The sequence below is a fragment of the Carboxylicivirga agarovorans genome (assembly GCF_050589845.1).
Lineage (GTDB): Bacteria > Bacteroidota > Bacteroidia > Bacteroidales > Marinilabiliaceae > Carboxylicivirga > Carboxylicivirga agarovorans.
Window position 1 is genome coordinate 121,625 of record NZ_JBNGPA010000008.1, and the last position, 20,265, is coordinate 141,889.

Annotated in this window: 10 protein-coding genes; all 10 read right to left on the reverse strand. The window is 40.2% G+C overall.

Features of this window, described 5'->3' with window-relative positions; all coding sequences use genetic code 11:
- Position 1: 1 nt before the first annotated feature.
- On the reverse strand, positions 2–1,378 hold the full coding sequence (locus tag ACRD69_RS10810) for a sulfatase family protein (RefSeq protein ID WP_430815097.1): 1,377 nt from the start codon (positions 1,376–1,378) through the stop codon (positions 2–4).
- Positions 1,379–1,551: 173 nt separating this feature from the next.
- The gene (locus tag ACRD69_RS10815; RefSeq protein WP_430815098.1) at positions 1,552–4,032 is read right to left on the reverse strand and encodes a DUF5005 domain-containing protein; all 2,481 of its coding nucleotides are present in this window, start codon (positions 4,030–4,032) and stop codon (positions 1,552–1,554) included.
- A gap of 272 nt (positions 4,033–4,304) precedes the next feature.
- On the reverse strand, positions 4,305–5,792 hold the full coding sequence (locus tag ACRD69_RS10820) for a sulfatase family protein (RefSeq protein ID WP_430815099.1): 1,488 nt from the start codon (positions 5,790–5,792) through the stop codon (positions 4,305–4,307).
- A gap of 164 nt (positions 5,793–5,956) precedes the next feature.
- Positions 5,957–8,284 (reverse strand): GH92 family glycosyl hydrolase, encoded by a 2,328-nt coding sequence (locus ACRD69_RS10825; RefSeq protein WP_430815100.1) that lies wholly within the window; start codon positions 8,282–8,284, stop codon positions 5,957–5,959.
- Between the two features lie 237 nt (positions 8,285–8,521).
- Complete coding sequence (locus ACRD69_RS10830; RefSeq protein WP_430815101.1) at positions 8,522–10,033, reverse strand: RagB/SusD family nutrient uptake outer membrane protein; 1,512 nt, start codon at positions 10,031–10,033, stop codon at positions 8,522–8,524.
- Positions 10,030–13,377 carry a TonB-dependent receptor gene (locus ACRD69_RS10835; protein ID WP_430815102.1) on the reverse strand — a complete coding sequence of 1,116 codons (3,348 nt, stop codon included), beginning with the start codon at positions 13,375–13,377 and terminating at the stop codon, positions 10,030–10,032. Before ACRD69_RS10835 ends, ACRD69_RS10830 begins: the two co-directional genes overlap by 4 nt.
- A 61-nt stretch (positions 13,378–13,438) precedes the next feature.
- Complete coding sequence (locus tag ACRD69_RS10840; RefSeq protein WP_430815103.1) at positions 13,439–14,446, reverse strand: FecR family protein; 1,008 nt, start codon at positions 14,444–14,446, stop codon at positions 13,439–13,441.
- A gap of 183 nt (positions 14,447–14,629) precedes the next feature.
- Positions 14,630–15,244 carry an RNA polymerase sigma-70 factor gene (locus tag ACRD69_RS10845; protein ID WP_430815104.1) on the reverse strand — a complete coding sequence of 205 codons (615 nt, stop codon included), beginning with the start codon at positions 15,242–15,244 and terminating at the stop codon, positions 14,630–14,632.
- Between the two features lie 246 nt (positions 15,245–15,490).
- Positions 15,491–17,053, reverse strand: a complete 1,563-nt coding sequence (locus ACRD69_RS10850; protein WP_430815105.1) for a RagB/SusD family nutrient uptake outer membrane protein — start codon at positions 17,051–17,053, stop codon at positions 15,491–15,493.
- A 19-nt stretch (positions 17,054–17,072) separates the two neighbouring features.
- Positions 17,073–20,243 carry a SusC/RagA family TonB-linked outer membrane protein gene (locus ACRD69_RS10855; RefSeq protein ID WP_430815106.1) on the reverse strand — a complete coding sequence of 1,057 codons (3,171 nt, stop codon included), beginning with the start codon at positions 20,241–20,243 and terminating at the stop codon, positions 17,073–17,075.
- Positions 20,244–20,265 lie beyond the last annotated feature (22 nt).

A 20,265-nucleotide genomic window follows, 5' to 3' on the forward strand; every position in this document is an offset into this window, starting at 1 on the left:
TCTAGTATTTACCTTCTTCAATAATTTCATGAAGCCATTGCTCGTGGAGCGTTTTTAATTCCTGGACCTTCTCAGGGTATTGACCGGCAAGATTATATTGCTCAGCTATATCGTCTTTTAAGTTGATAAGAAACAATGCATTCTCTTTCTTAAAACGCTTTTTCGTTTCCGGATCTTTGGCATTGGCATAAAGTTTCCAATCGCCTTTTCGCACTGCCCACTGACTCTTCTGATCGTCATAACTACCCACCTGCCAATGCAACTCATCATGTGGTGTATTAGCCTCAGCATCTCTGATTATTGGCATAAGACTCTTTCCTTCAATGGTGTTGTCAAGTATTTCAGAGCCTGTTAACTCAGCAATGGTTGGTAACCAATCCATACCACTTGCCATCTGTTCTCTAAGCTCATTGCCAGGTATAACTCCGGGATAACGTATGATGGCCGGCACTCGTATTCCGCCTTCAAAGAAGGTGAATTTACATCCCCGGTATGGACCGGCGTTACCACCACCCCAGAAGGCGCGCTCCTCAGTTGAATGTCCCTGGTCCGATTGAAAAATAACGATAGTATTATCAGCAAGTCCTTTGCTATCCAGTTCATCCAAAACCTGACCGATTTGTTCATCCATGGTGGAAAGAAAAGCGGCGTATTCGCGTCGGGGCATTGGTAAATCCTTATAATACTCCAGCCACTTAACAGAGCCTTGGTAAGGATAGTGTGGTGCGTTAAATGCCCAATAGACAAAAAACGGCTCTTCATCTTTCTCATTGATGATTTGCTTCATTTCCTTCACCATAAGGTCTCCAAAGTTTTGCCCGGGGTAATACACTTCTTCATGATTTCGGTTCAAATCGTGTTTATTAGGACCTGCCCAATAAAAAAAGTGTGAATAGTTGTCGATGCATCCTCGCTCATGACCAAAGAAGTAGTCAAAACCCTGGGCATTTGGCAACTGTTCGGGCGAATGCCCCAGGTGCCATTTACCAATTAACGCCGTGTAATAACCGTTTGCCTTAAGCATTTCGGCGATGGTTACCTGTTCTGCTGGCAATCCTGTTTTTCCCTTTTCTTTCTGATATTCCGGTATCGGTACATTACCTGGTAATCCGGCTTTTAAATTCGTTTTACCGGTTAATAAGGTCGCTCTTGAAGGAGAGCAAACCGATGAGCCTGCATAAAATTGATTGAACCTCACTCCCCCCCCGGCCAGGTTGTCAAGGTTGGGTGTTTTAAGGTCATTTGTACCATAGCAATTCAGATCAACAGATCCCTGATCATCGGTAAAAATGATAATAACGTTAGGTTTATCTTTTTGGGCCTTAATACTGCTCCATGCAATAGTTAATACAGCTATAATCGTTAAAATTTTCCTCATACAAACTTGTTTACGCGTGTTTGTTTATTAAACACCAGAAAACAAGGCCAGCCCTACCTTTACTACTGCTTTTTTTTGCGCTTGTTAACCTTATGTTACTACCTTAAAAAAGAATCGCCCTCATTATAATTGAAGGCGATTCCGGGTACAGTGTATTCTACAAAAACAAACAATTAGCGCTTTACTATTTTTTTTGTTAGTTGAAAATTAGCTGTTTTTAAAGAACAGTAGTAAACTCCCGACGCCAGTTCACGACCAACTAAATTTAGTTCGTATGTACCGGGCGCCTGCTCTTTATTCACAAGCACCTTTACAGTTTGCCCAATGGCATTGGAAACAGAAACATTAAGGTGTTGCTGACTAAACAAGGTGTACTTTAGAGAGCAAGAATTTTCAAAAGGATTAGGTGTTAATTGAAGAACTTCCAATTGAGGACATGAAATATCATCCAGAGCGGTAACCTCATCCAGAGACTTTATAGTAGCCCCTGTACCTCCGAATACTTCAAACTCATTGATGCTGACTTCAGGGTCTGAACTCAGTGTAGGTGTCACTACACGCACTTTGATATAACGGGCTCTGTATTCTACTTTCCCCCTGATGGTTTGGCGAATATTATATCGCACCTCATTGATTTTAGTCCAGCTTTGAGCATCGTTGCTAAGCAGTACATCAAAATCGAAAATATTGCGGGCTGCCCTGTCCCCGTTAACACCTGCCGTACTTAATCGCCAACGATAAATATCTTTCTCTTCACCTAAATCAATGTAAAACCATTGTTGTCCATCAGCAGCATCGACACTCCATTTGGTGTTATAAGCCCCATCGGTGATGTTTTCTTTCAACAGACCGGAACTTACCACAACGGCCTTATTTAAACCAAGGTTTTGTGTGGCTACCTTAATTTCTGTTGGCTGTACCCTTCCGATTAAATTCATATTGACGATGTTTGCCACATCTGTTCCATCCTGCGATGGATTGGTTATATACAAACGCCAATAGCGGCCTTCCGTTTCAGGGATATCACGTTCTGTGAAATCAGCCACATTGCCTGTCACCTCATCAATTGTTGTCCAATCGGTTTCATTATTGCTGACCTGTAGCTTAAAATCCCGGGTATTCTTCCCTGCATCCCCCTCCCCTTTGGGATATATTCCACCTTCGTGGACCACCTGCCAGCGCTCTACATAGAAAGGTCTCTGTAAATCAACTTTTAACCATTTATCACCGGGTGTATCATCGCTCCATTTTTTTGCATCTTCACAACTTTTGGAAAAGGCATTGGATGGTTTATAATCGGAACTAATATATCCTGAAGCACTGGAGTTGGCATTCCCTGCTCCCAGTGAAACTATAAATAAGGGTGCTTCACCGGCGCGTTCACCCAATACTAAGCTGATAAAACGAATACGGTTTTTATCTGTCGTTAACCAACTCTTATCCTCTTTTCGGTTGGCGCTATAGCTAATAAGCAACTCACCCGGATTTGATATATGCGGATGGGCTTTCCCATTGTAAAAATTGACATCACTGTTTCCATAGGCATCCATCTCTTTTAATGCACCATATGCTACATGTTCTTCTCCAAAAGGTCCCGTCAACGATTCCCCAATACGGTAGACAATGGTTGGGTTATCCTGTTTTCGTATGGTGACCAACATGTATTTACCTTCGTACAGACCTGATGTAATAGGTGTTATACTGAAAATACCTCCTACACCATTCACAATATTTCCACGACCATCGTATAAAACACTTTCATCATCACCCCATGATTGTGTATCATTATTCCAGTATTCATATTTATCCCATTGGGTAAATTCAGAACGTTTTACACGGCTAAGAACCACATTTCTGCTCACCTTTAACTTTCGAACGCCATAATTATAGATGTACTCATCGCTATTAAAAACAGCACCTCCTTCAGGCGTATTATCGTGCAAACAGGAAGCCATCACGGTTTTGGGCTCTGAATACCCCGGATTGTCAGGATCACGCAGCAGCCAGGGGATTGATTCTTCATAAGTATATGAGGAGTAATCAACATCCACAATTTCACCGTACTTATCTTTTACAATGGGTAATTTGATCATGTGAACAGCATAGTCATGCAAAGTACCATCGACTTTATCTTTATCCAGAAGAAAGAGATGCAGGAAGTTACCATCAGCCCAGCCATCAATTGTCCAGGCATGATTAAGTCCTACCGGAAACAGGTTTTCTTTGCTTACTTTATCATTGTTTCCCCCAAACCAATAATCAAGATCTTCGAATGTTGGTGCCTCATCAGGGTTTACTTTGTTCATTACAGCAGCCGAATGATTAATAAAAGCTTTTCCATTTTCCATTCGTAAGGTATATGGATCAAGTTCGGTGCAAAAACGTGAATCACTATTTATCCAGAAAGTCATTACGTTTTGCGCATGACCAATTTTATCGCAGCCATCTAAGGGAATACTCATTTGTCCATCGCCGGATACCCAGCCAGCTGTTCCGTTATTGCGCTGTATCTCATCCCATTCACTGGCTTCAATCACTTTGATAGGCATTTCTTCAGAAACCAATTGAGCTTTAGATAAAGAACCTGAGGTTATGCCCGCTGTTACCAGTATTATACTATAAAGATGATTTGAAAGTAGATTTTTAAAACTCATAAAAGTGATTTATCATTAACAGATTATAGTTCCAATAACTAAAACACTCCTATCAGCTTTCAACCCTACTATTTTATCATGGGTAATGACAAAAGAGGCTGTTCAAAGTAAAAAAGTTTCACGCCAAGAAGGCAAAAAGAAAGTGTGCAAAATTTGCAAAGAATGCAATGAACATGCGCTATACTTCGCGGTCTTTGGGTATTTCTTAGTGACCTTTGCCTGAAACTTAAAATTCGGACTGCCTCTTTCAATAAATACTAACAAACAGTTTACTACTTCTCAGTCTTTATTTTTTCAAATGCAACTTCGATATCTGTTTTAATAGTTTGCTCACTATCAATAAGATTTGTTTGTTCCTGAATATCTTCTTTCAGGTTATAAAGTTGAAAAGGACCAGCAAAAGGTTCGCCTATTGGCTCCGTTCTGGCACCCGATCCATTACCTAAAATTAGCTTCCAGTCACCTTTACGAACCGCAAACATACCCTTGCCTGAATGATGAACAATGGCCGGACGATTGACATTCTTCTGCTTAGCGGTAAGAACAGGATAAAAACTATAACTGTCTTCTGCCGCACCTGCCGGTAAATCGCTTCCGATCAATTCTGCCACAGTACTGACTACATCCGTTAAACAGATAGGTGCATCATTAACAACAGATGGCTTAAATCGCCCGGACCAACGAACAAAAAACGGTACCCGATGACCACCTTCCAATACATCTCCTTTGATTCCGCTATAAAGGTGATTGGCCTGGTGTTTATCTGCATTGTAGTATTGTAAAGAATCATATTGACAGTGGTCAGCATCATGCTTATTGTCAATACGGGCCATAGGCGAACCATTGTCGCTCGTGAAAATCACCAGTGTGTTATCAGCAATTTCCAACTCATCCAAAAGCTTTAAGATTTCCCCGGCTGTCCAATCAACTTGCATGATGAAATCACCATAGACGCCTTTACCTGATTTTCCTTTGAAATTTTCTGTTGGCAGTAAAGGCGTATGTGGGGCTGTAAACGGGAAGTATAAAAAGAAAGGCTGTTCACTTTTAGCCTGTCGGCGAATATAGTTTTTTGCCTCGGAAAGGAAGTGATCTAATACACCTTCAAATTCAAATTTCTTATCAGTTAAACCTTTCCTGCGCAACTGTGGAAAATTGGTATGCGGCACATGTGTGTATTCTGTTGCTGTTACCTTATTGTTCTTCACATAAACATATGGCGCGAAATCAAGTGAAGCCGGTAATACATAGGAGTAATCAAAGCCGTTGTTATTGGGCGAAGCATAAAGTGGCCTGGTGATATCATAAACCGGCTTTTTTGATTTGCTCTTTGCTTCGTCTTTTTGAAATCCAAGTCCCAGATGCCATTTACCGATAATGCCGGTCGCATACCCCTCCTCCTTCAGGTAAGAGGCAATGGTAGGTCTGTCTTCCTTGATGAGCGGTTTATCATATCCACGCAACACACCTTTTTTTAGTCGTGTACGCCAACAATAACGCCCGGTAAGTAAACCATAACGGGTTGGTGTACAAACCGAAGAAGGAGTGTGAGCATCGGTAAAAACAACCGATTCACTGGCCAATTTATTGAGGTTGGGTGTTGCAATCTCTGATTTGGTATTCAGAGCCTGCACATCGCCATAACCCATATCGTCAGCCAAAATAATGATGATGTTTGGTTTTTCAGGAGTTTCCTTTTTACTGGCAGTGCATGCAAATAAAGATAATGTAACTGCAAGAGCTGATAATAGTACTTTCATGTGTTTAAATTTTCTTTCAGTTGTCACATGGAACTCTCAAGTAATTTTAATCATTACCCAGTGTGTAATTTTTATGATTAAAATTTACATGTTCGTTTCATCTTTGTTGATTTATATTGTGATCAGAGGGAGCAATAAGCTGCTCCCTTAATTTCAGTAAATTGTTATTCAACTCCCCATTCTTTGTTAGGCTCGGGGCCCATCTCCAGGTATAATTCGCCACCAGCCACTATTTCTTTATGGTCAATCCAACTGCGGTTCATTGGTTTACCATTTAGCCTGGCTGACTGGATGTAAATGTTTTTGGGTGAGTTATTGTTGGCAACAACCGTGAACACCCCTCCTCCGTAGTATTGCTTATCCAACGGAATAATCGCTTTGCTGAATACCGGACTGGTAATCTGGTATTTTGTATCGCCAGGACAGACAGGATGGAAACCAATGGCCGACATAATGTACCATGCCGACATTTGCCCTACATCTTCATTGCCTACCAAACCAAGAACATCAGTTCCATAAGCCCTGTCACAAATAATGCGTGTCCACTTTTGCGTTAACCAAGGTTTTTTGATCAGGTTAAAGTAAAACGGCACATGGTGAACCGGTTCGTTAGCATGGTTGTAATAATCGTTCCACATAAAATCTTCAGGTACATTTTCAAAGAATGCGATTAACTCTTTCTCAAATAATTCGGCACCCATCAACTCCATATGCCCTTGTACATCATGTGGTACAAACCAACCCTGCTGATATGGGTTACTTTCTTTACAACCTTGCCCGTGTTTTGTTTTTCCTTTCCACCTGAACCATGAACCATCAACATCACGTCCACGAAACCACTTCACTTCATCATTCCAAATGTTTTGATAGCTCTTACTTAATTCGAAATATTTAAGTGCATCATCCTCTTTACCTAACATGCGAGCCATTTCTGAGACACACCACTCAAAATAAGCGTATTCGAGGGTATGAGAAACGGATTTTATCTTTGGGTTGGTGGCTGATTTTGAGGTGTATCCTTTCTCACTATTTCCAAAAACATCAACACTCCTCTTTGCATACTTATAAGCTTTCTCAATATCATAATTGCGTATTCCTTTGGCATAAGCATCTACTAAAACTGATACGGCAGGATTACCCAACATACATCCGGAATATGAATTCATAATCTCCCAACGCGGATAATATTCACGCCCACTGTACTCTGCCATTTGCATTAATGAGTTAATTTCATCATTAACCATTGAGGGATCAATCAATGTCATCAATGGAAACTGACTTCGAAACACATCCCAGCCACTAAAGATTGAACGGTATTTAAAACCATCTAACTGGTGTATTTTCTTATCGATACCAAAATATTTACCATCAACATCGTTGACCTCGCGAGGGTCGATAAACGAGTGATAAAGAGCCGTATTAAATACGATATGATCTTCCTCTGTTCCTCCTTCAACGATAATCTTATTTAAGGTCTTGGCCCATAGTTTTTCAGCCTCCAAACGCGTTTTATCAAAATCCCAGTGGTTAATTGAAGCTTCGAGGTTCTTTTGAGCACCTTCCATACTCACAAATGAAATACCGTTACGTAACAATACCTGCTCACCTTCCTGTGTATTAAACTCCAGAAACACACCTAGGTGTTTTCCTTGTTTCTTCTTTATATCGCGCTCTACCTTTGCCTGAGCAACCAACTTTTGGAATTCCTCACCTGCCACTTCATCGCGCAAGCGCACCATGCCTTCAGGTACATCAACGCTCCACACCCCTGAATTATTCAAAGGTTTTGAAAACTGGCAATAGAAATAAACTGTATAATCGGCTTTTCCTTTACCATTACCCCAACCACCGCCTTCAGGTGGGCATTTCATCCAGCCTTTAATGGTGTGGTCATCAACAAACTCAACATATTGTTCGGTTGAAGTTCCTCCTATGCGACGCGATAAATCAATCTGAACGCGTGATTTTTTATTCTCCGGATAGGTAAAACGTATAAAACCGGCCTTTGGTGCAGCAGTCAGCTCGGTACGAATATTATAGTCGTCAAGCATCACTGAATAATAGCCTGCTTTTGCAATTTCTGTTTCATTTCTGAACCTTGACCGATAGCCTTCTTCAGGTTTTTCATCAGCACCTTTGGCTGTTTTCAACTCCCCTGTTGCCGGCATCACCAAAAAGTTACCAAAGTCTCCAAACCAGCCTATTCCACTCATGTGTATAAAACTGAATCCCTCTATGGTGGTATGATGCCACGAGTAACCGGGGCCCGTATCGTCACCTGTTCGTGTATCAGGACTGAGCTGCACCATTCCAAAGGGGGTGGCAGCTCCCGGAAATGTTTTACCCAGACCATGGGTACTGCCTCCTATTTCGTTATTTGTACTTGCTCCAATAATTGGATTGATGTAATCAGTGCGTTTTTTTTCCGGCTCATTGGCCACAGCACTCTGAAACATCAATCCGGCGAATAAATAAATCAGACTTTTTCTCATTTTATCTTTCTTTAATTAATGTATTATTTCATCAAACCGGTTGTTCTCATGTGTTTAAATTTTGTTTTTTATTACCACATAAAACTCGCCCAATCTGGACCTTTTCCTGTGTGAGAATCGACTCTCAAGGCTCGATTCATAGCTTTAAAATCAGGCATAACAATCCCTGTCATGCAAGTTGACTTTTTATCAACTGCAGGTTATATGGATAATTACTGAATTGTTATTTTACCGGTTTTAATAGCCCGGATTCTGCTCTAATTTCGGATTCAGGTTTCTTTCGTATTGAGGTATCGGCATCAATACCATGTGTTCTTTAATGTTACTGCTTATCTCGGTTTTATCATCTTCAGCCAGGATCGCTTCATTGCTCCCATGTTGCCGCATACGTTCTACCAAACGGTCGGTGCGCACCAGGTCAAACCATCGGTGCCCTTCGAGGGCTAACTCCAGGCGCCTCTCATTCCATACCGCCAACCTAAAGGACTCCTGATCCAGACCGGTATAGTTTTCCGACTCATCTTTGAAAGCCCGGTACCTCACTCTGTTCAGACAGGACACAGCCAACTCTGTATGACCTAATTCATTGAGCGCTTCGGCGTACATCAATAAAGCATCTGCATAGCGTAAAATATGCATATTGACAGACGAACGGTTCAATGCTGTTTGTCCATCCTCCCAGTATTTGCCAAAAAGAGGAATTCTTGATGTATAAACTTCACCATCGGCCGGACTTAAATACTCCAGTTTAAAGGTGACATATTTACGTCCATCTGATTCTTTAAATGCGTTAAATAATTCTACTGTAGGTATATCAGCTTCATTGGCATTCTTCAAACCGGGAACACCAGCTCCCTGGTGAATCGAGTAACGAGGACCACAAAGAGCCATCTGGTTATTTCGCTGAACCCCATTTTCATCATATTCTATTGAAAAAACCGACTCCTTCCCTCTTTCGCTTATTTCTTCCCAGTTGGCTTTATAGTTTTCGTGCAAGCCATAATTGTATTCATTTTCGTGCTCAACAACTTCATAAAGCTTATCAGCTGCAGCCTTAAATTGTTTTCGGGTCAAGTAGACTTTTGCCATCAGAATTTTTGCAGCTCCTTTGGTAACTCGTCCCTGTTCTGCCTCCCAATACTCTATTGGAAGCATTTGTTCTGCAAATTGTAAATCGTCAACTATAAAATCATACACTATTTCTTTGGGTGTACGATCAATTTCAATATTGGTAAGCGAGAATAGTTTTTCAATTAAGGGAACATCCCCATAAAAGCGCACCAAATTAAAGTAATAAAGAGCTCTTAAAAAGCGAGCTTCGGCAAGCAGACGATCCTTTAAATTTTCATCCATCTTTATGGCTTGAATATTAATAACGGCAGCGTTAGCCATCATAATACCTTCGTAATTATATTGCCACATTTCCCGTACAAACTGATTTTCGGCCCCATGTCGCAGATACTCGAGATTAATCAGATAGCTATTGGGCATACCCAGTCCATTTTTATGATCATCCGTTGGCAAATCGGCCATCAGGTACATATGCCTCTTGTAGATTTTATACAGTTGACCGTATATGGCATTTACAGCCGCTTCGGCATCATCCGCGTCATTATAGAAATTACCAACCACATAACGATCTGTTGGCGTTTCTTCAAGAAAAGACGAGCAAGACGACAATTGACTCACTAAAACCAATAATAGAAAGTAGTGTACTACCCCTGATATGTTCTTTAAATACCTCATCATCTTAAAGTAACTTTAACACCTAACATAACAGTGCGGGCATGTGGATACCCACCAAAATCCTGTCCCAATTCAAGGTTGGATGCGCCTTTAAAGTTCACCTCCGGATCATATCCTTTGTAACTGGTAAATGTAAGTAAGTTGTGCCCTGTGATATACACCCTTAATCTATCGAGTCGTTTCACCTGTAGTTTGGGAAAGTTATAGGCAAGCGTAATCCTTTTAATTTTTAGATATGAGCCATCTTCAATATGAGAATCATTAAATAAGACGGTTCTGTTTTTTGTTGCCTTTGGGTATTTATTACTTGGATTATCAGGCGTCCATCGATTAACCAGATCTGCATACACATTGTTGTTCGCTGAGGGTAAGCCAAGCTCAACGGCATTATAGTTTAAAATATCATTCCCATAAGAGAACTGGCAAAAGACATCACATTCAAAACCTTCAAAGAAAAAATTATTGGTAAATCCCCCATGAAACTCTGGATTAGGATCACCTATAATGGTGCGGTCATAACTTGCATCAATGATTCCATCAGGCACTCCATCGGGTCCACTGATATCTTTGTAGCGCTGTCCTCCAACCCAATTGGTTGGTCCTTGTGCTCCATTATCGACTTCCTGTTCATTCTGGAAGATGCCATCAAAGCGGTAACCATAGAAAACTCCAATCGGCTGACCAACGAACAAACGGTGTACATTTCCTATTTTGAACAAATCAGATGATGTTTCCACATCGGCAAAAGCTTCGCCCCCCAGTTCAAGCACCTTGTTCTTATTGGTTGCCACATTAAGTGTTGAACTCCATCTGAAACGTCCGTTAATAATATTAGCGCCAAGTTCAAACTCCCATCCTATATTTTGTATACTTCCTACATTATCGATGGATGTTGCAAAACCACTTGCCAATGGAATTGCCTTACTGTAAATCAAATCGCTTGTTTTCTTATGATACCAGTCAGTTACCAGTGTCATACGATTTTTCAGGAAGCCCAAATCCAATCCGACATTGAGTTGAGCTGTTTTCTCCCATTTCAGATTAGGATTGGGTATTTTATCAGGATAAAAACCTGTAACAATCGTTTCACCGAACTGATAGTTATTATCCGTTAAGGTTGGTAATGAATTATATAATCCAATCTCCTGATTTCCCGTCAATCCATAGCTAATTCGGGTCTTAATGTTGGAGAAAACATTGAGGCCCTGAATGAAGTCTTCTTCTATTAGACGCCAGGCGAAAGCACCTGATGGAAATACAGCATATTTATTGTTACTGCCAAAGCGTGAAGAACCATCAATACGCATATTGTATGAGAACAGATATTTGTGGCCATAGTTGTAATTTAAACGCCCCAGGTATGAGATTAATGACCATGTTGTTTTACCCGATTGGGGTTGATTGTAAGTGTCGGCTGCTCCTATATTATCCGCTCCAAGAATATCATTAACAAACCCTTCTGCAGCAGCCAGAAATCCTTCTTCCCTGTTTTCCTGAAAAGTGACTCCGCCCATTGCCAGCAGGTGATGTTGTTCATTGTATGTTTTCTCCCATGTCACTGTATTTTCGTTAAGCCAGTTAAATCCCATATCATTGCGAATGGAAGCTGAACCTGTGGGACTTTCATAGATAGAAGATGGTGTATAGGCATCGTATTTATTGATGAATAAATCGGTGCCTAACGAAAACTTGGCTTTCAATCCATCGATTATTTCCCATTCGCCAAAAGCGTTGGCCATCAGTCGTATGGTCTGGTTATTCAGTTCTTGTTCGTTAGCTGTGGCAACTGGATTTGGATAATCAATTCCAGGAGAATTGGCAGGAGTATAGATACCTTGCTCCTCATCTGAATATACAGGAAGAACAGGATTCATCTTCAATGCAGAATTGACAACACCCCGAGAGCTTATGTTAGAATCGGTTTTTACATTTTTAAACCGACCATAACTAATAGTAGTAAAGGCTCCCAATCGCAGGTTATCACGAATACTTCTGTCCAGGTTCATACGTGCCGACAAGCGCTTAAAGCCTGAGTTAATAATAATACCTTCCTGATGAAAGTAATCACCTGATACCAGGTATTTGGTTTTTCGATGTCCGCCTGAGAAGCGAATCTGATGCTTTTGAATGGGAGCAATGCGAAATAACTCGTTCTGCCAGTCTGTTCCTTTAGGATTCTGACGTAAATAATCCATCTCTTCCTCACTGTAATATGGAGGAAGACCTTCATTAGCCTGTACTTCGTTTACCAGTTCAGCATATTGTCCGGCGTTCATCAAATCAATAGTATTAATAACACTTTGAACACCATAATATGAATCAAAAACCACTTTATCAGGACCTTCTTTTGCTCCCATGGTAGTTATTAATACGACACCATTGGATGCCCTGGCTCCATAAATTGCTGTTGCCGATGCATCTTTCAAAATTTCTATGGACTCTATATCAGAAGTATTAAAAAATGACAATCCACTAAGCTTAATATTTCCTCCGGTATTGCCATATCCAGTGCCACTGTATATTGGAAATCCATCAATGACAAATAAAGGTTCATTACCTCCTTCCAAAGAGCTTATTCCCCTTATGCGGATTCCGGCAACAGATCCCGGCATTCCGGAAGCTTGTGTTACATTAACACCGGCTGCTTGTCCAACTAATCCCTGATCGATTGATGAAAAAGGCATTTCTTGTATCTGCGCTGATTTTATTGATGAAACAGAGCCTGTTAAATCGCTCTTTTTAACGACTCCATAACCGATAGCCACTACCTCATCTATACCTACCGTTGCCTCCTTAAGGACGACTTGTATTGATTTCCGGCCTTTCAGCTTTATATGGCGACTCTCAAAGCCGATAAAAGAAAACTCCAATTCTTGTTTGTAATGATCAATGGCAAGGGCAAACTGACCATTCAGGTTTGATATGGTTCCCCTGTCGGTTCCTTTAAGAAGAATATTAACACCCGGAATTGGTTGACCTTCTTCATCAGAAACAGAACCAGTCACCCGTAAGACCTTCTTTTTTCCATTGGAGTTAGAATGGATCGGCGTAATTACTATCAGGCGATTACGAATCTGATATTGCAATTGATGTTTTTTTAATACCTCGTTTAATATACGACGGATACCTGCATTTTGATATGAAGCTGTAACTTTTACCTCCGGATCAATCGTGTTTTCCTTATAAAAAATAGAGAATTCACTTTGCTTTTCTACTTCAAGAAAAAACTCCTTTAAGCTGACATCAATTAGGTCCAGGTCCAATGTATTACTTTGAGCATAGGCCTTTGAAGTCCACAGCAACAATAGCATTGTTATCCAAACATAACTTTTTAGTCCTCTTTTCATGTGTTTTTCGACTTCAATCAATAACGTCTACATACTAATTATCCGCCACTTTTTTTATCCCTTACTCATCAAAAGTTATTTCATACTGACGTAAACCTTTAACCTGGAAATTAATAGATGTAGTATACTTTAATGCTTCCAGTACCTCCTCTATTGATTCATCATTTTTAAATACGCCTGAATATTTCACTTCGTACAGTCTTGGATCTGTAATTGTAATTTGCACATCAAACCATCTCTCCAAACTGAATACCAACTCCTTAAAAGACACACCTTCATAACGAAGTTCATTTCTCTTCCAGCTACTTGCCGTTTTAGTATCTGTCTCTTTTATTGATAGACGATTTGCTTCAAATGTCGCCTTTTGTCCTGGATTAAGGGTGAATTCTTTTTCGCCTTTCTTAATTCTTACCTTTCCCTTTACGAGGATTGTTTCTGTACGCTCCAGATCCTCATATGCTTTTACATTAAACTCAGTACCCAGTACTTCAACATTATAATCCTTTGTGATAACAACAAATGGTCTTTTGTCATTGTGCTGAACATCAAAATATGCTTCACCGCTTAATTTTACCTGTCGATTGGTCAGAAAGCCCTCTGTTGTAAACTGTATTTTCGATTCGGAGTTTAACCATACTTTTGTTCCATCCGGTAAGGTCAACTTTGACTTTTGTCCCCGGTCAGCATCGACTGTACAGTACGTTGCCTCACCAGTATCAGCGGAAAACAATGTCATGTTAAGAATCTGGGTCATTAAAATACCAGCAAGGAATACCGCGGCGATTCTCAAAAACTGAATGTACAATTTCCTTCTGCCTTTTTCCGCCTTAGAGAAGCCATTTTCCAGGGATTGACTTAATCTGACTTTATAACGCATTTCACGTGTTGCACTTTCAAGCTCCTCATCAGCACCAGCTTCAGGGAGCCAGTTTAGTTTGGCTTCTTCTAAGATTTTAGCGTGAGAAATGTCTTCCTCCAGCCAATCCTTCAGCCTGGCAACTTCGCCCGGTGTCAGGTTTCCCTGGAGGTATTTATTGATTAATAGTGAATATTCTTCTACTTCTGACATTTTAATATCCTTTCTAACTATTAAACACCGTTTCATGGTTACAACCCTACCATCAAGGTTATTTTAATTGACCATGCCGGTATTATATTTCGAATATACAAATTCAGAGAGTGATAGCCCTATAAAAACGGAAAGGAATTTCTTCCCCTGTCAGAATGCTGCACAACAGGCTAATTCAGCTTGTTACAATTTGTCGTAATAGTTTAGTAACACAAGTATGATTACCTGAACAGGCAAACGATCATTAAAATGTTCCCTAAAGTGTTTTAAGGCTTTTGTCATGTGCTTCTCAACATTCTTAACAGACACATCGAGCTTCTCGGCTATCTCCGCATTCATCAATCCATCAATCCGGCTCAGTTGGAAAACTTCTTTACATTTCTCAGGCAACTCGTTCATGACGTCGACAATTTCCTGTTCCAGTTCTTTCTCAATCAACAGGTAAGGCTCATCCCTTATAATATCGATGCGATAGAGTTCCTCCATTTGCGTCGCATCTTTAAGGTTTCCAGCCCTGTTTTCTACAACTTTAACATGGCGTAAATAATTAAGACACTGATTACGAACCATTTTAAACAGAAACACTTCCAGTGAAATATCTTTAATCGTTGCCCGTTTCTCCCATATTTTAATAAATACTTCCTGCACAATATCTTTTGCCAACATGTCGTCTTTTACAAAACTCAATGTAAAAGCTTTCAAGCGATTGAAGTACCTTCTGAATAAAAGTTCAAAAGATTCCGAATCATCTCGTTTTATACCCTCTAATAGTTGTCCGTCTGTTAGCTGATTATTCACCCAATACTGTTTTTTAGATATGCGTAAAAATATGATTTTAAACTGAATTTCAATAAGAAATACAGCAATAAACATACTCTCCTGCAATACTCATACCATTTGATCTTCCTTTAAGGAAAACACTGCTATTAGAAGTATAAAAAAGCGCCGATTGAATTATATCAACCGACGCGTTTCACTCTTCTTAAATACAATTAAGAACAACTATCTGACACTTTTAAATACTACTGCTTAATTCCCGGATTACTATTGCACATAGTCAATAGAATCGTTAGAAACATACTCTTCGTAAGGGATAGGTAAAATATAACCCTCCGGTACCTGGTTGGGGAATTCAAATTCACGCGCCTGCTGAGCCGCAGCTATCTGTTCTTCAAATGTTTGAGTCCTAACCAAGTCAAACCAGCGTTTGGCTTCAGCATGTAATTCAATCATACGTTCATTTAGAACAGCTTTTCTAAAGCTCTCCTGATCCAGACCTTCCAGATCCGGTACTGCTCCTTCAACCGGGTTGCCATCACTATCATTTCTGGCTCTTTCACGAATTGTATTAATCCATGCATAAGCATCTGCCGTAGGTCCGTTTAACTCATTTTCTGCCTCTGCAGCAATCAGGTACATTTCGGCTAAACGAAATACTTTCCAATCCTGGTCACTCACCTGTGCATTTAAAGCTCCGTCGAGTATTTCCTGATCGATCCATTTATGGAACATCTGCATATTAGGTTTTTTACTGCTCTCTTTATTGGTATATTTTTTACCGTTGATATAAAACACATTGCTAATCAAGTTACCACGTGCATCGTTTTTCGTAATGGTATTTTTCAAATAGGTAGATGGTCTGACCGTATGTTTTCCATCATATTTGATCCCGTTTTTTGTTGTAGATTTAAAGGTTTCTTTGTGAATATTAGCCCCTTCAAATGCGGGTGCCAGTCCTACGGACGAGCTAAACTGCACACAAAATATATCCTCTTTACCATTGTCATTCATTGTTTCAAATTCATCACCATAGTAGTCCCATAAGCCCAATTCATATTCAGCCTGATTATCAATTAGTTCACGTGCTAAATCCCGGGCCATGGTATAGGCTTCGGTTTGTCCTGTTTCCCCTCCGAATAACGGATAGCCCGCAATAGTAAGATATACTTTCGATTTTAGCGCTATGGCAGCTGCCTTATCGGCACGTCCAAGGTCGCCACTTCCATAATGATTTGGTAACGCACCGATGGCTGAATCCAGATCGGCGATAATTACTTTGTATACATCCTCTGGTTGAGAAACGGGCACATGCGTATCATCCACTCCTGTTGCTGAATGTAAACGCAAAGGCACTTCATTATAATGACGCACCAGGTTGAAGTAATTAAGAGCACGCAAAAAACGAACTTGTCCTAAATACTTTCTCTTTTCATCCTGATCGACCATGGTTGAATCCATAGCTTCAACTTTCTCAATAAACTTATTTGCGCGGTTGATCAATTTATAAGAACCTTGCCACGGTTTTTCGACATACTTTGTGGAAGGATTATACAGAAACTCGGAAATTTCACGTTCGTTTTGACGTTCAGTATAAGCCTCATCTGTGGCCAGCATATCAAATATAATCAACTCTCCCCAGTATAATCCTGAGCTTTTATCAGATAAAACATCATATACCCCCGTCGTTGCAGACTTTACATCATTAATATCCTGAAAGTAGTTGTCATCGGTGAGAACCGAATATGGTTCTACATCCAAGAGGTTATGACACCCAACGAAAGCTACACTGCAGGCAATCGCTATTATTGTATTCTTTAATTTATTCATAACATTGTCATTCAAACGATTACAAGTCAAATTTTAGTCCTAATAAGTATGATCTGTTTCTTGGATATCCAAACTGGTCATGACCAAATGATAAGGCTCCTGATGAGCGTGCATCTACTTCGGGATCGTAACCCGAATAATTGGTGAAGGTAACCAGGTTAGTGGCTGTAAACGAAATGACTGCATTGTGTATTTTGGCTTTTGATAACCATGGCATGCGCCAGCTTAATACCACATTATCCAGTCGTAAATATGAACCATCTTCAATTAAGCGTGTATCGGCATCTTCCCCCCGCGGACCATGAGATGAATTGCGAACCATCCGAATCTCACCATCGGGATTCGTATCCGGATCATAAGCTTCTAATACCGTTGCATATTGGTTACCTGACATCTTTGACCACTCCATTTTAACCTTATTGGCATTGAAGATGTCATTACCATAGGTTCCGGTGAATAAGAATGATAATTCAATGTTTTTATAAGTAAATGTGTTTGAGATACTCCCATAGAATTCAGGGAATGCATTACCTATAATCACTTTATCGTACTCATCGATTACCCCGTCAGGTTCTCCATTTGGACCACTGATATCACGACGCAAATAGTCACCAAAATTTTTCCCACTATAGGTTAATGACACATCATCAGCCGGACGAATTACCTCACCGGTTTCAGGATCTAACACTTCCGGTTTGGCAATTCCATCTATAATATATCCCCAGAATTGTCCAAGTGGCTGACCTACCTGCAATAATTGGGAATTATTAATACTGGTAGTAGACAGGCCAACACGAACATTATCATCTCCACCCAGGTCAAGGACTTTATTCCGTGGCAATGCCATATTTATATTTGTTCGCCACTTAAAATTAGCATTATCGATAGTATATGAATTCACTGAGAATTCCCATCCACTATTTTCAATTGCACCTAGATTAACCCAACTGTTTCTAAAACCTGAGCTCAAAGCTACGTTCTTTAAGAATAGCAAGTCATCTGTACGGTCGTTATAGTATTCAACGGTACCTGAAAGTCGTCCCCCCTGAATCAGAGCGAAATCGAACCCTACGTTGAACTGCTTCTTAATCTCCCATTTTAAATCTTCATTGTGCAGTGTTGTTTGAGCAAAACCAACAGAACTACTCCCTCCATCTTCACCAAACACATAATAATTTGAGTTATAAGTTGTAAAGGTCGAATAGGATGGAATAGCCTGGTTACCTGCCACCCCATAACTTAGGCGAAGCTTCAGGTTGGAAATAAAATCTGAGTTCTTAAGGAAGTTTTCCTGCGAGATACGCCATGCTACAGAAGCTGAGGGGAAAAAGGCCCAACGGTTCTCAGGCGACAATTGTGATGAGCCATCATAACGCCCTGATGCTGTTAACAGGTATTTCCCCTTATACGAATAATTTAAGCGTGATAAGTATGAGATCAAGACTGTTTCATAACGATTATTACGTGGTGCGCCAGGATTCTCGGCAGACTGAAGTTTGTTCTCACGCAACGCATCGGTTGGGAACCCTGTTGCTTCCATAAAGTACGATCTGTAATCGTTCTTATTTAATTCGTAAACCCCAAGTATACTCAACTTATTGTTCTTTCCTAAATTAGGATTGTATTGCAATGAGGTCGTACTGGTAAAACGCTTATTATTTTTAATACTGACTTTAGCAATACCGTTCATCTCACGTCCCTTGCGGGTTGAACGTGGCGAATAGAGATTACCAGTATTATTTGAAAAATCATATCCCAAAAGCGTTTTAAAAGTCAACCTTTTCCAAGGGTTATACTTCAGGTAAACATTCCCATTTAAGCGTTGCTTTTCAAGTGTATTGGTAACATCATTTATCAGTGCCAAAGGATTATCCAGGTTGGCATTATCTTCATCGCCTACGAAATTACCGTTAGGATCAAATGAATCACCCATAACCGGTGAATAGCGTAAGGCAGAAAAAATAACACTCGCGGCCGGACCACTCTGGTTATCCGATTCTGTTCGAATGACATCCGACTCCACATAGCTAAAACTTAAGTTCTCCCCTATCTCCAGTTTATCATTAATCTTCTTCGATAGGTTAACACGCAATGAAGTACGCTCAAATTTAGAATTTTCAATCACACCATTATTTAGTGTGTGCCCTAATGACATAAAATAACTGGTTCCATTTGAACCACCAGACAAGGAAGCTTGCGCATTATGAAATGTGCTCGTTCGGAAAATTTCATCCTGCCAATTAACAGTCTTAGCAGAATCGATATAACCTTCAGAGTAGAACCCTCCATTTTCGATTACCAAAGCACTATCACGATCATTATCATTGTATTTTGCAAGGTTTTTCATTTGCAAATACTCTTGTGCATCGAGTACATCCATTTTATTTGCGACAGTTTGTATGCCGGAAGAAACATTAACAGAAACACGAGGCTTACCTTCTTTTCCTCTTTTAGTGGTAACAATAACTACCCCATTTGATCCACGAGCACCATAAATTGCTGTCGCAGATGCATCCTTTAAGATATCTATCGACTCAATATCATCAGGATTTATATTAGCTATTGGATTAACCGTAGGTCCGTCTCCTTCCTCGGTATTTTCGCCGGTATTATCAATAGGTACTCCATCAATAACAAATAAAGGCTGTGAACTGGCATTAATAGAGGAAATACCACGAATTCGAATATTCATTCCTCCACCCGGTTGCGCTGAAGCCTGGGTAACATGTACACCTGCAGCTAATCCCTGAAGTCCTTCAGCCACATTTGTTTTAACTGAGTTTTCGAACAGTCCCTGATCAATGCGGGCAACAGCACCGGTTAAATCTGATTTACGCTGTGATCCATAACCTACAGCTATCACTTCATCTAAACCAATGGCGTCATCTTCCAACACCACATTGATGTGTGTTTGGTTACCAACTTCCACTTCTTTCTTTTTCATACCGATAAAAGAAAAAACAAGTGTTGTATTTCCCTCTGGCATATTAACATTAAAAGCCCCATTAATATCGGTAATGTTACCTATCTGGGTACCCTTTACCATGATGGTAACGCCAGGTAATGGTTCACCTTTTGTATCACTAACAACTCCACTTACTGTTTTGACACTTTGCTGTTGAAATAAGCCGGATAAACTCCAGTTTGCATAACTGTCAGGTACTATTGCCACAGAAGCAATAATCGCCAACAAACAAACTTTGAACCTACTT